Consider the following 15,272-nt stretch of genomic DNA (forward strand, 5'->3'; position numbering starts at 1 on the left):
AATTGAAATCCGGGGCTGGAATTTTTTCCATGCCCCGGATTTAGTATACAACCTAAAAATTGAAATCCGGGGCAGGAATTTTTCCATGCCCCGGATTTAGTATACACCCTAAATTATTCATCAACTTCGAATTTAGGTAAACTATTCACTAAATTTACTGTCTGAAGTGAAACATTAATAATTCGTAATAGTAAATCAAAAATATATTTCTCATCATCACTATAGTCATTTGGATCATCTGTAATACCTGATTTATCATCAGTTTTTATTTGATATTGATCTATGATCCATTCAATTGCTGATCGACCATTTACAACATATTCGTATGCTTTTTCTGGAATACTACTAATTGTAATATCATTATTAAAAATTATTGTAGATAAATCATTTACCAATTTTCCATTTTCATCACGCTTTTTAGCGAATTTTATCTTGGTTACTTTATAACTTGCATTCTCTACTGTCGTAATTTCAACTCCATCATAGATAGGAACTTCTTCATAGTTAAGATGTAAATCCATCAATTTCTGACCAACTTCAACATACTTTTCTTTATTCTTAACGATTGGAATTCTAGCTATATCTTTCTTCAAATCATTAGCATACTTCTCTTGATATTCTCGAGAATTCAGCAATCCATATACATAAACAAATGTTTCATCAAGACTTAATCCAATCTTATCAGCAAACACTTGATTCATATTATCATTGCTTTGGAAAAGTATAGTTTCATCTACTTCATGATCAAATCTCATCAATCCTTTGCCATTACCTAGAGTCTGCTTGTCAAGAATTATATTACTTACTAACACAGAGAATGGCTTTTGAGTACCTCCTCCTGTAATATAAATTGCTAAATTAGATTCCCCCCATTTTGAGTAGAATTTCCCAGGATTTTCAACAATATTTCTATCATACATTAACCATTTTTTTGTAAACGGTCTATATAATTCTTGAGTGATTCTAGTTGGATTAAATTCTAGAAACTCTCCATTCGAATATAATCTCAGTAATTTTCTAGACCAATTAGTTTCCATAGGATTAAAATTTATTGGTTTGTTATTTTTACTCCTATTGATTTTTACTTCCTCATTATATTTATCAATAAGTTTTTTTGAATTTGACAAGATTTTTTCTTTAGAAAAACCAATTAGCCAAGTATCTCTATCACTATTTACACCAATTGTACTTATAATAAATGGAGAATTTTTTTGACCAGATATTGGTGCGTATTTCAGATAATTAAAATCACGCCTATTTATCCAATCATTATTCTCATCCGGAATAATTTTCTGCCAGTCAATTGCTGAAATATCACCAAAGTCTGTAATGATATTCAGTTTTTCCTTCTGTGATAAATAGTCGCCAATATCGTGATAGTGAAGTTCATGATTATTTGAGCCATCTTTAACCAAGATAGAAATTGCCACAGGTGTTCGACTTCCTGAACCAAAAATTTTCCCTCCCTCTTTACGCGACTTTTCACCTTGGGTTCGTTGATTTCCTCTTAAATTAAAAATATAAAGATGATTAAATTCATCATAAAGGCTTGCTCTTAGTCCATCAGCACTTTGAGAGTCAATAAAACTCCCGTTTGTAACAAATGCAACTATACCATCTTGCTTTAGTCGATTAGTTGCCCATCTCAATGCTTTCACATAGGTGTCATACATCCCACCTACCATACTCGCTTTACTTCTTTGTACATAAGAAGATAGAATCGTCTGTTCCAGTTTTGGATAGCTCATGTTTTGATTATCATCATTTCCATCTTTTTGTCCAAATGAATACGGTGGATTCCCTATTATCGCAGTAATAGGCTTTTCCTGTTGTCTCTTCAAACGTTTATCGTTTGTTCCAAAAAAAGAATCATCTAATGTTTCTTGATGCTCTGTTGATTCAAAGGTATCCGTTAATACTATACCTTCAAACGGAACATATGGATCATCTCCATTTATTTCATCAAAAACAGCTTCAATATTAATAGCTGCTATGTAGTAACTTAGTAATACTATCTCATTAGCATGTAATTCTTTAGAATACTTTCTAATAATATCTGCATATGTTATTTCCCCATTATCCATAAGTTGTTTTAAATAATAGAGTGTTCGTGTAATAAATGTTCCAGTTCCAGTAAAAGGATCTAAAATATGTACATTTTCACTAGCAAGAGTTTTATTGAAATGTTTTCTTAAAACTACATCAACAGATTTAACAATAAAATCAACTACTTCTACAGGAGTAAAGACTATTCCTAATCTTTCAGTAGTATCTTTAAATCCTGTTGAAAAGAACTTATCATATAGTGTAATAATCATTTTTTGTTTTGCTTGAGCATTATCTAATCCCTCTGCTCGTAATCTAACAGACTCATAAAAGGGTTGTAACTCTCTTTGTTCTTTTTCAAATCCATATTGTGATAATTCATCAACTATTTTCTCCATAGCTGAACTAACTGGATTATTTTTAACAAAACTATATTCACCAAATAAGGTATCAAAAATAGGTAAAGTAATTAAATGTTGAGCTAACATTTCTATGGCTTGATTTTTATTAATTGATTCATTGATATTATGCTGTAAACTTTTTACAAACTTATTAAAAGCAGTATTGCTCTCTTTATTATTCTCAAGAACTATATTTATTCCTTGAATATGACGCCTAGCAATTTCTGCAACATCTTTAGACCAATCTTCTAAATATCTGCGATCTCCAAGTTTTTGAACTATTTTACCATAAATAGCTCCCTCTACCGCTTCCCAGTCAAGTTCTAATTGTGGTTTAATATAACCACCTTTGTTATTATCTCTATCAATTTCCTTATCACTATTATTATTTCCATCTGTAGTATCTGGCGCAGATCCTACACCAATTACTTGAATATTCTTTGGTTTCTTCTTATTTAACTCTAACTTGTTGATAGTTGCTTCGAAACGTTCATCCACAGAACGGAGTGCATTTAATACTTGCCATACTACATCATAAGATTTATTATTATCTAAAATAGATTCAGGTTCTATCCCTGATGGAACAACTATCGGTAAAATAATATAACCATACTCTTTACCTTCAAACTTACGAATAATACGTCCGACTGCTTGAACTATATCAACTTGTGATTTACGTGGTGATAAAAATACTATAGCATCTAAATTAGGTACGTCCACACCTTCTGTTAAGAATCTTACATTTGATAATATACGTGCAGAATCCTCAGGAATATCATCACTAGCTAACCAATCTAATGCTTCATTCTTTTCCAAAGCATTCATATTTCCATCTACATGTCTAACATCAACATAATAACCATTTTCATTATCTAAATAGTCATTCACAACATTTTCAAATTGTTCAGAAAGACGTTTACTATCTTTAATAGTCCTTGAAAAAGCAATAGCTCTTTTCATTGGTTCTCCGCTTACTTTATTGGTAAAACCTTCTCTTTTAATCATACCATTCCAAACACCAATAATACGACCAACATCATCAATATTAAGACCATTTTCTGGATCTGATAATGATTTTTGCATATCTTTTTGAACTACTGATTCATCTACAGCAAGAACCATTAATTTATAATCCGTAAGTATTCCATTAACAATGGCATCACCAAATCCTAAACGGAAGAATTCTTTACCATATAAACTCTCATCATCCATACTAGAGATAACAATAGAATTTGTTTCTGCTTTTTTCTTCGCTTCAGAACCATATAATTTCGGTGTCGCTGTTTGATATAATCTTTTCTTCCCTTTAACATTGTCATTACTATGTACTTTAGTGAATACTGAGGCTTCCTCATTTAGCGATTTTGCTCCAGTTGTACGATGTGCTTCGTCCGCTATGATAAGATCAAACTCTGGGAATCCTTCTTTTTGCGCAGCTCCTAATACCTCTATTGATTGATAAGTACTAAATACTACTAACAAATCTTTTTTAGGTTGTCCAACTAATTCATAATAATTCTTCACTACTTGATCTATTGAAGTTGTAGCTGGAAATCCGATATCACTTGCTTTAAATTTTATATTCGATTCATCATCTTTTACTTTTCCTCTACTTGCATTTCTATCACTAGTAACTGCCATCGATGAAATACTCATATATGTATCATTATTCCATGCTCTTAGAGTCTGAGTTAATAACTGAATACTCGGGACCAGATATAATACGACATATTGTTCTTTATTGGCAATTTCAGTCATTCGTTCTGTCAATTTTAAACTTGTAAAAGTTTTTCCTGTTCCGGGTGCCATAATCAATTGACCACGATCATATTTTTCAAAGTGAGTAACTGCTGCTTGTATTGCCTGTTCTTGATAAGATCTGGTTTTCTTTTTAGCTTTAATTACTACTTCTTCAGGTCTATCAAATGAATATTTTTCCCACTCTATTCGAGAATTTTTCAAATCTGATAGTCCAATTCTTACAACATCACTTCTTGAATCTAAGGCGTTTTCTGCATTCTTTCCCCACTTATCAGTCGAAGATACAATTATACCAGAATCATAATAATCTTTTCCTAATTCTCCTAAAAAAGAATCAATATCTTTTTTTCTAATTTCATTCTTATAAAATTTAGCTTGAACTGCTACTAGTCCACCTGTAACTTTTTCAGCAACTAAATCAACTCCAATATCATACTTAGGAATCCCATATTCTTCTGGAACTTCATTTATTAACCATACATTTTTAAACTCATTTTGATATGTTGGCTCGTTTTTTAGATAAGATTTAGTTAAATGTTCAAAATACGTACCTCTATCTCTCTGATTATCTGCATTATTATTAATCTGCTCGACTAATTTTTCAAACGACATTCTATTTCTCCTTGATTTTCACACATTTCCTTATAAAAATAAACACATTATTTCCAATTATAATGTGTTTATTATACCATAAATTTTAGATATGGAGTTAGTGTTATCAATTTTTTTATTTAATAAATTATTTTTCCCAACCTAGTAAAGTACTTAATTCATTATATTCTAATTTGAATTTATCTTTATTTATGATTTTTCTTAATTTATCTTTATCAATATTTGATATAGAATTCACTTCATCAGTTATTAGAACTGATATATAATTCTCTTTTAAAAAAATTGCTAAATTCCTCGAAAACCCTAGATTTTGTATTTCAATTGTAGTTTTATCTGTTGTTCCATACTCTATATAACTTTCCCAATCAATTAGTTCAACTTTATCATTTGTTTTGGAATCTAACAGAGACTGATAATTTGACACATATGATTTTATTTTATATCTTATAACATTTTCTATATCACTTACTACTTGATTTATCAATTCATTAATATAAAAATCATTATTTTTATCGAACTTAACTGCATTTAATTTTCCATTTTCTCTAATATAGAAATTTCTTACATTTCCATTATTATAATAATAATCAATGGTCTTTTTTATTATAACTTTTAATGGTTTTGCATGAATCCATGCTTCCATTATTACTGCATAATATTTTAATTGTTCTCTACTTTTAACCATAGAATTACGACCTTGTGATTCACTTTCTATCCAATTATATTGGTCATATAAAATATGAAGTAATTCTAAACAATCTGACCACCTAGTATTGGTTGGAAGCATAGAAACTTCATTAGAAGCGATTTTATTTTGATATAGAATATTTATTCCTATACTATTAGCAAGTATATTAGGTGAAACCTTTATATTACTCCTCATTTTTTTTAATATCGTTCTTGAATCATTATTATCATCTAAAAATTTGTCTTTTAATATAGAATCATTATTTATTGCATCATGATAGAGTAAAATATTTCCATACATTTCAATGATTTTCTTTTTATCTTTACTTAAATTTTTATTAGTGTAACTCTTACCTTCTAAATAATTTCTAATATTTTTATATAAACTTCCATTTTTTTTAGAGATAATTTGTGGTTCTACTTCTGTTATTTTTTTATTACGAAGTAAATCTATATTATCTAAATCTTTCCAATATCCTTTTTGATTATATAAATTAACACAAAAAATATTTCCAGAAATATCTTTGCTTAATCTTCCTGCTCTCCCTGCTAAGTTCCAAAAATCAATATTATTCATATTTCCATTTCCAATTTTTTCGCTCAAGATAAAAATATTTTTAGCTGGTAAATTGACACCTTCTAATAATGTTGATGTACAAAATAAATATTTTATTTTTCCTTCTTTATATAATTTTTCTACATATATCTTAATTTCTTCAGGAATACCTCCGAAATGATAGGCAATTCCTTTTTTAAGACATTTTATTAAGAAATATTGATGATGCACTTTTTCATCTATTAGATTTATTACCTCCTCTAATATATCGGATTTAATATCAGTAAGTAATTCTGAAAAGGCAAGAGCTGTTTTAATAGTTTTATCAACCGTATTACAATAAATAATACTTTGTCTTTCTTTAGAGAATATATCTAATATTATTTTTAGATTTTCTACTGCTTTTTTTCCAAAGTTGAATTTAGGTAAAACAATATCTTCTCCAAAATCAGATATCATTATTGAATTATCAAACATAGTGTCAATAAAAAATCTATTTTGTGTAACTGGAGATTCAACTATTGTCATACTTTCTTCAGTACTATTATTAATTAGTTTTAAAAATATATCTGCATTCGGAATATTTGGTGAGGCAAAATAAATTTTAACACTTTTTCTTTTAGCTAAAATTAAAGAATGATATAACAATGGTGTTCTAACATCTTTAGCACTTAATAGCTTATGAGCTTCATCAACAAAAAGATAATCTATTTTCGGATTCTCAGAATTCATAAAATATGAAACTAATCTTTCTGCTGTAAAAACAAATATATACCTATTATCTTCACTTATCAAGACTTTAGGTATAATAGGTGAGGTTATAATACTGTATCCAAATTGTTCTGCAATTTTATGTAATCTTGATGCAACTTGATTAATTAATGCTTTTGTTGGGACTATAAAAGCTATACTATCTGTTTTATTATGTTCTTTTATCAAATATTGGGTGAAGTTCTCAAAAATATAAGATTTTCCAAATGATGTACTTCCAGAAAAACTAAAATGATTTCTCTTTTTCATTTCTTCAAATACATTATATTGTCCATCAGTAAACGGTTCACCTAAAGGTGATTCTTGTGCTAATGTTTTTATAATATAGTCATTTCTTATTTCCTCTAATTTTAAATATATCTCACTATCTTCTATTATTGATATTGTAGGAAAATTTCCTAATTTAACTAATGTATTTGTGGCAATAACCTTAAAATTAGTTGAATCTTTTATTTCTTTAAGTTCAAAAAGTAAACTAATGATTTTTAATGAAAGATTTCTATGGTTAGCATTTTCAGATCTACAAAGTATATCAGAAAATCTCAACAAATGATCTATCTCTTCATGTAATAAATCAATATGATAATCCTCATGAATAAAACTATTACTAAAATTTTTTTCTAATTTATATATGAGATTATGTAAATTTTTATCTTTAAATGCTCTTGTAGCTAATTTATATATAATTTTCATTAGTCTAAAATCCCCTTTAAAATACTTTTTCTATTTCTTTTTATATCTGTAAACGGAACAATAAAGATATAGAAACTATATCCTATGAGATCGTTATCTAATATTTTTTTATATACTTTATCTTTATAACTTTCAATTTGTATTTTTACTTTATTTTCTATTTCATCTTGAAATTCACTACTTAAACAATTTATTCTCTCTTCAGTAATATCAATTTCATATCCTACAAAAATAGAAAATGCATCATCTAATTTAATTTTACTGCTTCCTCGTTCGCCTGGATAAATTAATAAATTTAAAATTTCTTCATCCTCATCATTGAATATATCAGATTCAACATTACTTGAAATCAAACCTTTTTCATAAGTTATTCCACTTTTTTCATCACCTTTTGAATTTGTTTCATTTTTAAATTCTTTAATTGATTTAAAAGCATCATCAAAAGCTCTTGATAGATCAGTATATGTTTTTGATTCTCCAAAGATTAAATGATAACTTTCATCTGATATCTTCTTTAAATGAACTGCATCAGCACCATTTATATGCACATTCCTTGAGGTTTTCAATCCTAATTTAGTAAATATTTTGGGAGCTTCTAAATAGCCTTCTAGAAAACAAAATAATAGTAATTCTCCCAATTCCCCTTCATTTTTTTCTGCCTTTTTAAACCTTTCCCTTGCTATTTTACTCAGCGTCATAGCTTTATCGTTATATTTTTCTCTAATTTTCCAAGACAAAGAATATTCAGCGACAGACTCTAATAGATTGTCTATAATACATTGATAATCAAAATTTCTAGCATTAATCGGTAATATAAATAAATCTATAGAACCATCGTCTTTATTTTTTGATATTGGAAAGTTAATAATATGTTTGAATGATTTGATTGCATTTTTTGAATTTGAATGTATCTTCATCTATTTCCCTTTCAAAATATATATTTTCATAATTTTTTCAATATTACTAAACATTTTTTCATAATTAATATTTAGATAATTTTTTATTATTCTATTATATCATATAAATCAATATACTTTTCAGAAAAAATCAGTATTATGATCCTATAGATCTCTCTTTTTCAACAATCACAATTTAATATTACTAATAATAAACACACTTTGTTTTAAGACATTAAATTTTACAATATAACCTGTCCGATTTTATGTACTAATAAAACAAAAATATCTTTGCTTTGACCGAGAAAGATGGTTTATATAATAAATAATTTTCGAGTAACTCTCTTAGAATCGGCATCCTATTTTATGTTTTATTATTACTTTGCTCTTATAGGCTTTTCACTTGTAAAATTATTTTTCTTAAGCTACAATATAAACATAAGAGAGAACCGTTACAAAGACGGCTGCTCATTTTAAGTTAAAGAATAACTATCTTGCGTGCAAAAGTGGATATAGTTATTCTTTAAAATTATACTACTCTAACCTTTTTTCCTACTTCATAAACTTCGTTATTTTACCTTCTTTTTTGTATGTTTCTACTGCTTTTGCTACTCTCTCGAAGTCACGTTTTAAGCTGTATGAATAGATATCTCTAAATAGTCTATATCCTAGTTTTTCATTTACTTCGAATGCTAGTGTGTATAGTTCATATGTCTCCATTGAATCGAAGTTCTCGTGTGCTTTTACTACATCTAGTAGTATGTCATCACTATGCTCTACTAATGCCTTTTCTAATCTGTCATTTAAGAATTTTGATTGGTCTAGAGTATATTTATATAGTTCTTTTGATGTAGTTGAGAAATCTGCTACTAAACTTTCCCTATCTAGTTTATCGTATAGTTCATATCCTAACTTTTCATTTACATCTTTTGCGATTTCTACCAATCTTTCTTCTGATACCGGCTCTAAGCTATATGCTGCATTATTAACTTCTGAAAATACATTTTTTTCTTCTTCTATCGCTTTTTGTAATAATTCTAATTTCATAAAGTTCCTCTCAATTACTTTTATTCTCATACTCTATTATAGCATAACTGCCATAAATTAATTTATCTCTTTTTTATTTTTTAGTTTTTACATTTCCTATAGTGAGGTCTTAAAATATATTATATTCTACATTAAGAATACCTTTCACAGATTCTCTTATTGCTATGTCATTTAATAATAAATTCCTAATAAAATCATATTCTTTATTGCTTCTAGTGACAATATCACGCAAAGCACTCCCTATATTTCCCCTAAGTTTTATATGGTGAATCAATAACTCTAGTATTAAGGTTTATATTTTTACAATTTACCATTTCTTTCACTTTCCCTATTATTCTTTATATATTATAATATTACTGATGTAACTATAATCTTAAACCAATCTTTCTGCTATTAGTAAATAATAAGAAAATATTTTAAGATAAATAATAACAATACAAGGAGTGAATTTTTTGGAAATTAATAGATTACACGTTGACTTTGATCTTCAGAGTAAGTACGATCCAAAAGGTGATCAGATAAACGCTATTTCTGAACTTACAGATGGATTAAATAATGGAGAAAAATATCAAACATTACTAGGCGCGACTGGTACTGGAAAAACTTTTACCATAGCTAATATCGTCAGAAATGTAGGAAAACCTACTTTAGTTCTAGCTCATAATAAAACACTAGCTGGACAATTATATAATGAGCTAAAAGAATTTTTCCCAAATAACCGAGTTGAATACTTCGTTTCATACTATGACTACTTTCAACCAGAAGCTTATGTTCCTTCAACAGATACGTATATAGAAAAAGATTCATCGGTAAATGATGAAATCGATAAACTGCGCCATAGTGCAACATCTTCTCTATTTGATCGTGATGATGTAATTATTGTTTCAAGTGTTAGCTGTATATATGGTCTTGGATCTCCTGAGGAATATTCTTCTCTTGTTCTATCATTGCGAGTTGGTGATGAAATTTCTCGAAATAAAATGTTAGAAAAACTTATAAGTATTCAGTATATGCGAAACGATATTGAATTTACACGCGGTACATTTAGGGTACGTGGTGATGTAATTGAAATCTTCCCTGCTTCTCGTAGTGAAAATTCTGTTCGTATAGAGATGTTTGGTGATGAAATCGACCGCATTCGTGAGATTAATCCATTAACTGGTGAAGTGCTAAGCGAACTTGAGCATATAGCGATTTATCCTGCCAGTCACTTCGTGGCTGGAGACGAAAAAACTAAAGAGGCTATTAAGAGAATACGAGCTGAACTTGAAGATAGATTAAAAGTATTAAATATGGAAAATAAACTTTTAGAAGCTCAGCGTCTTGAACAACGTACTAACTATGACTTAGAGATGATGGAAGAAATGGGCTTTTGTTCTGGTATAGAGAACTACTCTCTTCATCTTACATTACGTGATCCTGGTAGCACACCTTATACTTTACTAGACTACTTCCCAGAGGATTGGCTTTTAGTCGTTGATGAATCGCATGTTACTCTTCCACAAGTGCGTGGTATGTTTAATGGAGATAGGGCTCGAAAGCAAGTACTTGTTGATTATGGATTTAGATTACCTACAGCTTTAGACAATCGACCGTTAAACTTCGGGGAATTCGAGAAAAAGCTTAATCAAGCTATTTTTGTATCTGCAACACCTGGTGATTACGAATTAGAAAACAGCTCAAAAATCACTGAACAAATTATTCGTCCTACAGGATTATTAGATCCAATCATAGATGTACGACCAGTTAGTGATCAAGTATTTGATATAACAAAAGAAGCTGAGAAGATTATCGCTAAGGGAGAACGTGTTCTAATCACTACTCTTACGAAGAAAATGGCAGAATCTCTTACTGCTTATCTGAAAGAAAATGGACTAAAAGTTGAATATCTTCATTCTGATATAAAAACATTAGAACGTACAGAAATAATTAGAAATCTACGCCTAGGTAAGTTTGATATTCTTATCGGTATCAACCTACTGCGTGAAGGTTTAGATATTCCCGAGGTATCACTTGTTGCTATTTTAGATGCTGATAAAGAAGGATTTTTACGTGGGGATAAGGCACTTCTTCAAACCATTGGACGTGCTGCTCGTAACGCTAATGGACGAGTAATTATGTATGCCGATAATATTACAAGAAGTATGAAAAAAGCAATCGATGAAACAAATCGTCGTCGTGAAATTCAAATGGCTTATAACGAAGAACACGGAATAATTCCTCAAACAATTATTAAAGATATCCGTGATTCAATTAGCGCTAAGAAAGAAGTTATTAAAGACGATGAGCTTCTTGAACTTGAAGAAAGTACTAATATTACTGATGATAATATCAAAGAACACTTAGCAGAATTAGAACAACAAATGTTTACTGCCGCTGAAAAATTTGAATTTGAACAAGCTGCGAAACTACGTGATACTATTGCAGAACTTAAGGAAAAATATAAACTTTAGAATATAGTCTATAAATTTTATAACAGATGCTACTATGTTATTTTTACTATTTTGAAATCATAATACTATGTGGCTGCTTTATTAGTATTCTTAATTTATTTTAATTTTAAAAAACTTTAGTCTATATCTTAAAATTTATTCTACTTTTAAATTTTTATGGTATAATAAGATATGCTAATTTTTATATCTTATTCGACAAAGATAAATTATAGCTGATGCATAAACAAACTTATGAAATGCATTATAATTAAAGACAAAAACAATTTTTATTTCTTAGGAGATTAAAACATGACTAAACAAAATATTGGAATTATATACGGTGGTAAAAGTGCTGAACACTCTGTATCACTATTAACAGCAAAATCAATAATAAATGCAATTGATAAAGAAAAATACAATGTATTCCCAATCTTTATCTCATTAGAAGGAGCTTGGGCTCGTGGCGAAAAAATTACATCAGAAGTAACTGATCAACACAACCTAGTATTCTCAAATTTCGATAATGATATTAGTGGATTACTATTCGAAGATGGGCGTAAGTTTGACATTGTCTTCCCTGTTCTTCATGGGCCGAATGGTGAGGATGGAACTATTCAAGGGCTATTAGAAATTATGGATATTGCCTATGTTGGTAATAACGTACTTTCTAGTGCTGCTGGTATGGACAAGGTCGTTATGAAACAATTATTCTCAGCATATGATTTACCTCAACTTCCTTACGTTCATTTTATCGAGTATACTTGGAAAAATAAAAAAGACGCTATTATTTCTGAAATTGCCGAAAAACTAAATTTTCCTGTGTTTGTTAAACCTGCAAACTTAGGATCTTCTGTAGGTATTAGTCGTTGTAACGATGAAGAAGCTTTAGTTCACGGTATTGAAGAGGCTCTTAAATTTGATAAAAAAATCATTGTTGAACAAGGTGCCGTAGGTGCTAAAGAAATCGAAGTTGCGGTTTTAGGTTATAATAAAGTGAAAACAACAGATCCTGGAGAAATCGTAAATATTTCAACTACAGAATTCTATGATTACGAGACGAAATATACTGATGGACAATCTCGTATGGATATTCCTGCACCAATTGATACTACACTTTACCCTAAATTTAGAGAAATGGCAGCAACTGCTTTCCGTGCAATTAGTGGTTCTGGATTGGTACGTGCTGACTTCTTCTATACAAAAGAAGGAGAAATTTTCATTAATGAAGTAAACACAATGCCAGGATTTACTCCATTCTCAATGTTCCCTTCACTATGGGCAAATATGAATGTAAGTTATTCTGAAATTATCGAAGAACTATTCACGCTTGCTGTTGAACGTTATGAAGATCGTAAAAATTTATTAACTGAAGAATAGGATTGACCATGAAATATTTAGTTACAGATTTAGAAAAAATATTAAATGCAAAAAAGGTAAATATTACTAACAATGTAGAAATTACTGGCATTGCTATCGACAGTAGAAAAGTTAAACAAGGTGATTTATTTATACCATTTTTAGGTGAAAATGTAGATGGTCACAACTATATAGAAAGTGCCTTTGAAAAAGGTGCAGCAGCAAGTTTATCTCTAAAAGAGGATTTTGAATCTGATAATAATATTATCTATGTTAATGATAGCTATGAAGCTATTCAAACTTTAGCAAAGTACTATCTAAATAGCTTAAAAGCTAAAACTATTGCTATTACAGGTAGCAATGGAAAAACTACGACAAAAGACATTATTACTAGTGTCCTTTCTACAAAATTCAAAGTTCATAAAACACAAGGAAACTTTAATAATGAACTTGGAGTGCCACTAACTATTCTTGCAGCACCAGAGGACAGTGAAATACTAGTACTTGAAATGGGAGCCGATGGGTTTGGTCAATTGGATTTCTTATCAAAAATGGTTGAACCTGATTATACAGTAATTACTAATATTGGTGAAAGTCACATTGAATTCTTTAAATCACGAGAAGGAATTGCTAGAGCTAAGTTTGAAATTACTAACGGCATGAAAAAAGACGGATATTTTGTCTATAATGGGGACGAGGTACTTCTAAAAACATTAGTAGAATCTTCTGATATTAAGGCTACCGCTTGTGGTGAAAATAGCTATAATGATATTATTTTAGAAAATTATATAATTGCCCGCGATAAGATTGATTTTAAATTAAATATAAGCGAGGAATATTACTTTACTAAATTAAAAGGTAAACATAATTTATATAACATTATGTTCGCAGTAGCAATCGCAAGTAAAATAGGATTAACTAATGCAGAAATCCGAAAAGCTATTGAAAATACAGTGGAAATCACAGGAATGCGTCTACAAAGTATCCCGTACAGAGAGGACTCTCTAATTATCAATGATGCTTATAATGCGAGCCCTACATCTATGAAAGCTGCCGTTGATGTTGTAAATAGCTTTGATGATTTTGATTATAAAACTCTAGTATTAGGAAGTATGTTTGAACTTGGACCAAACGAAATTAACTTCCACGGAGATGTTGGTGAATACATTTCTAACAATACAAAAGATATTAACCTAGTAATTAGCGTCGGAGAATTAGCCGAAAACATTACTAAACAAATTAAAAACGATAAAATAAAAACACTACACTTCCCTACTACAGCAAAAGTTAGTGAATATCTAAAAAATAACAAACATAAAAACGAAGTTATCTTATTCAAAGCTAGTCGATCTATGAAGTTAGAAACGATTATTGAGGAGATAGCGAGATAAGAGAATACTAACAAGCGTTTACGTTTATTAAAATTAACGTGAACGCTTTTTCTATGCATTCTTATGCAGCTTTATTTATGTAATCAAAAATAAGATTATAGATCAAATAACACTCAATGTTATCTCATCAATAATCTTATATATAAATATCATTAGAATATTTCACATAAATTATTTTAGTAGAATTCAAAATTTACATATCTCTCAAACGAATCCATTTTTCAAATAATCCAAACTCTGTTTGGTAGAATTCAAAATTTACATATCTCTCAAACTAAATATGTCCTTATGCTCAAGAGGTGTAGTTTGGTAGAATTCAAAATTTACATATCTCTCAAACATATCTCCTAGGTAATAATTACTTCTATAGTTTGGTAGAATTCAAAATTTACATATCTCTCAAACAACCTAAACGCCTTAATTCACTATCTTTTGTTTGGTAGAATTCAAAATTTACATATCTCTCAAACGGCTTCTTCCATATCTTTTTTATATTTTATGTTTGGTAGAATTCAAAATTTACATATCTCTCAAACATTTTATCGCGAACACGTTCACCCAGTTTAGTTTGGTAGAATTCAAAATTTACATATCTCTCAAACGGTATTGAGGTTAAACAAGAG

The 15,272-nt window shown here is 29.2% G+C and carries 7 protein-coding genes and 1 CRISPR repeat array; of the genes, 3 read left to right on the plus strand and 4 right to left on the minus strand.

The window, feature by feature from the left end; translation table 11 throughout:
- Window positions 1-113 precede the first annotated feature (113 nt).
- The 4 genes from RWS90_RS06350 to RWS90_RS06365 form a co-directional block, all read right to left on the minus strand.
- A complete protein-coding gene (locus RWS90_RS06350; RefSeq protein WP_314549689.1) occupies window positions 114-4,820 on the minus strand; it encodes a type ISP restriction/modification enzyme in 4,707 nt (1,568 codons plus the stop codon).
- Between the two features lie 127 nt (window positions 4,821-4,947).
- A complete protein-coding gene (locus RWS90_RS06355; RefSeq protein ID WP_314549690.1) occupies window positions 4,948-7,527 on the minus strand; it encodes a DEAD/DEAH box helicase in 2,580 nt (859 codons plus the stop codon).
- Window positions 7,527-8,444 (minus strand): DUF1837 domain-containing protein, encoded by a 918-nt coding sequence (locus RWS90_RS06360; RefSeq protein WP_314549692.1) that lies wholly within the window; start codon window positions 8,442-8,444, stop codon window positions 7,527-7,529. The genes RWS90_RS06355 and RWS90_RS06360 overlap by 1 nt, the downstream gene beginning before the upstream one ends.
- 531 nt (window positions 8,445-8,975) lie before the next feature.
- Complete coding sequence (locus RWS90_RS06365; protein WP_314549695.1) at window positions 8,976-9,470, minus strand: hypothetical protein; 495 nt, start codon at window positions 9,468-9,470, stop codon at window positions 8,976-8,978.
- Between the two features lie 452 nt (window positions 9,471-9,922).
- Here RWS90_RS06365 and uvrB point away from each other — a divergent pair, with 452 nt between their 5' ends.
- From uvrB to murF, 3 genes are all read left to right on the plus strand, one after another.
- The gene (uvrB, locus tag RWS90_RS06370) at window positions 9,923-11,923 is read left to right on the plus strand and encodes an excinuclease ABC subunit UvrB (protein ID WP_314549697.1); all 2,001 of its coding nucleotides are present in this window, start codon (window positions 9,923-9,925) and stop codon (window positions 11,921-11,923) included.
- Between the two features lie 288 nt (window positions 11,924-12,211).
- Window positions 12,212-13,279 carry a D-alanine--D-alanine ligase gene (locus RWS90_RS06375; RefSeq protein WP_314549698.1) on the plus strand — a complete coding sequence of 356 codons (1,068 nt, stop codon included), beginning with the start codon at window positions 12,212-12,214 and terminating at the stop codon, window positions 13,277-13,279.
- 8 nt (window positions 13,280-13,287) lie between these two features.
- A complete protein-coding gene (gene murF / locus RWS90_RS06380; RefSeq protein ID WP_314549700.1) occupies window positions 13,288-14,649 on the plus strand; it encodes a UDP-N-acetylmuramoyl-tripeptide--D-alanyl-D-alanine ligase in 1,362 nt (453 codons plus the stop codon).
- Window positions 14,650-14,823: 174 nt separating this feature from the next.
- Window positions 14,824-15,251: a CRISPR direct-repeat array (repeat unit 36 nt; unit sequence GTTTGGTAGAATTCAAAATTTACATATCTCTCAAAC).
- Window positions 15,252-15,272 lie beyond the last annotated feature (21 nt).

It is taken from the genome of uncultured Gemella sp., assembly GCF_963529685.1.
In the GTDB taxonomy this organism is placed as follows: Bacteria; Bacillota; Bacilli; order Staphylococcales; family Gemellaceae; genus Gemella.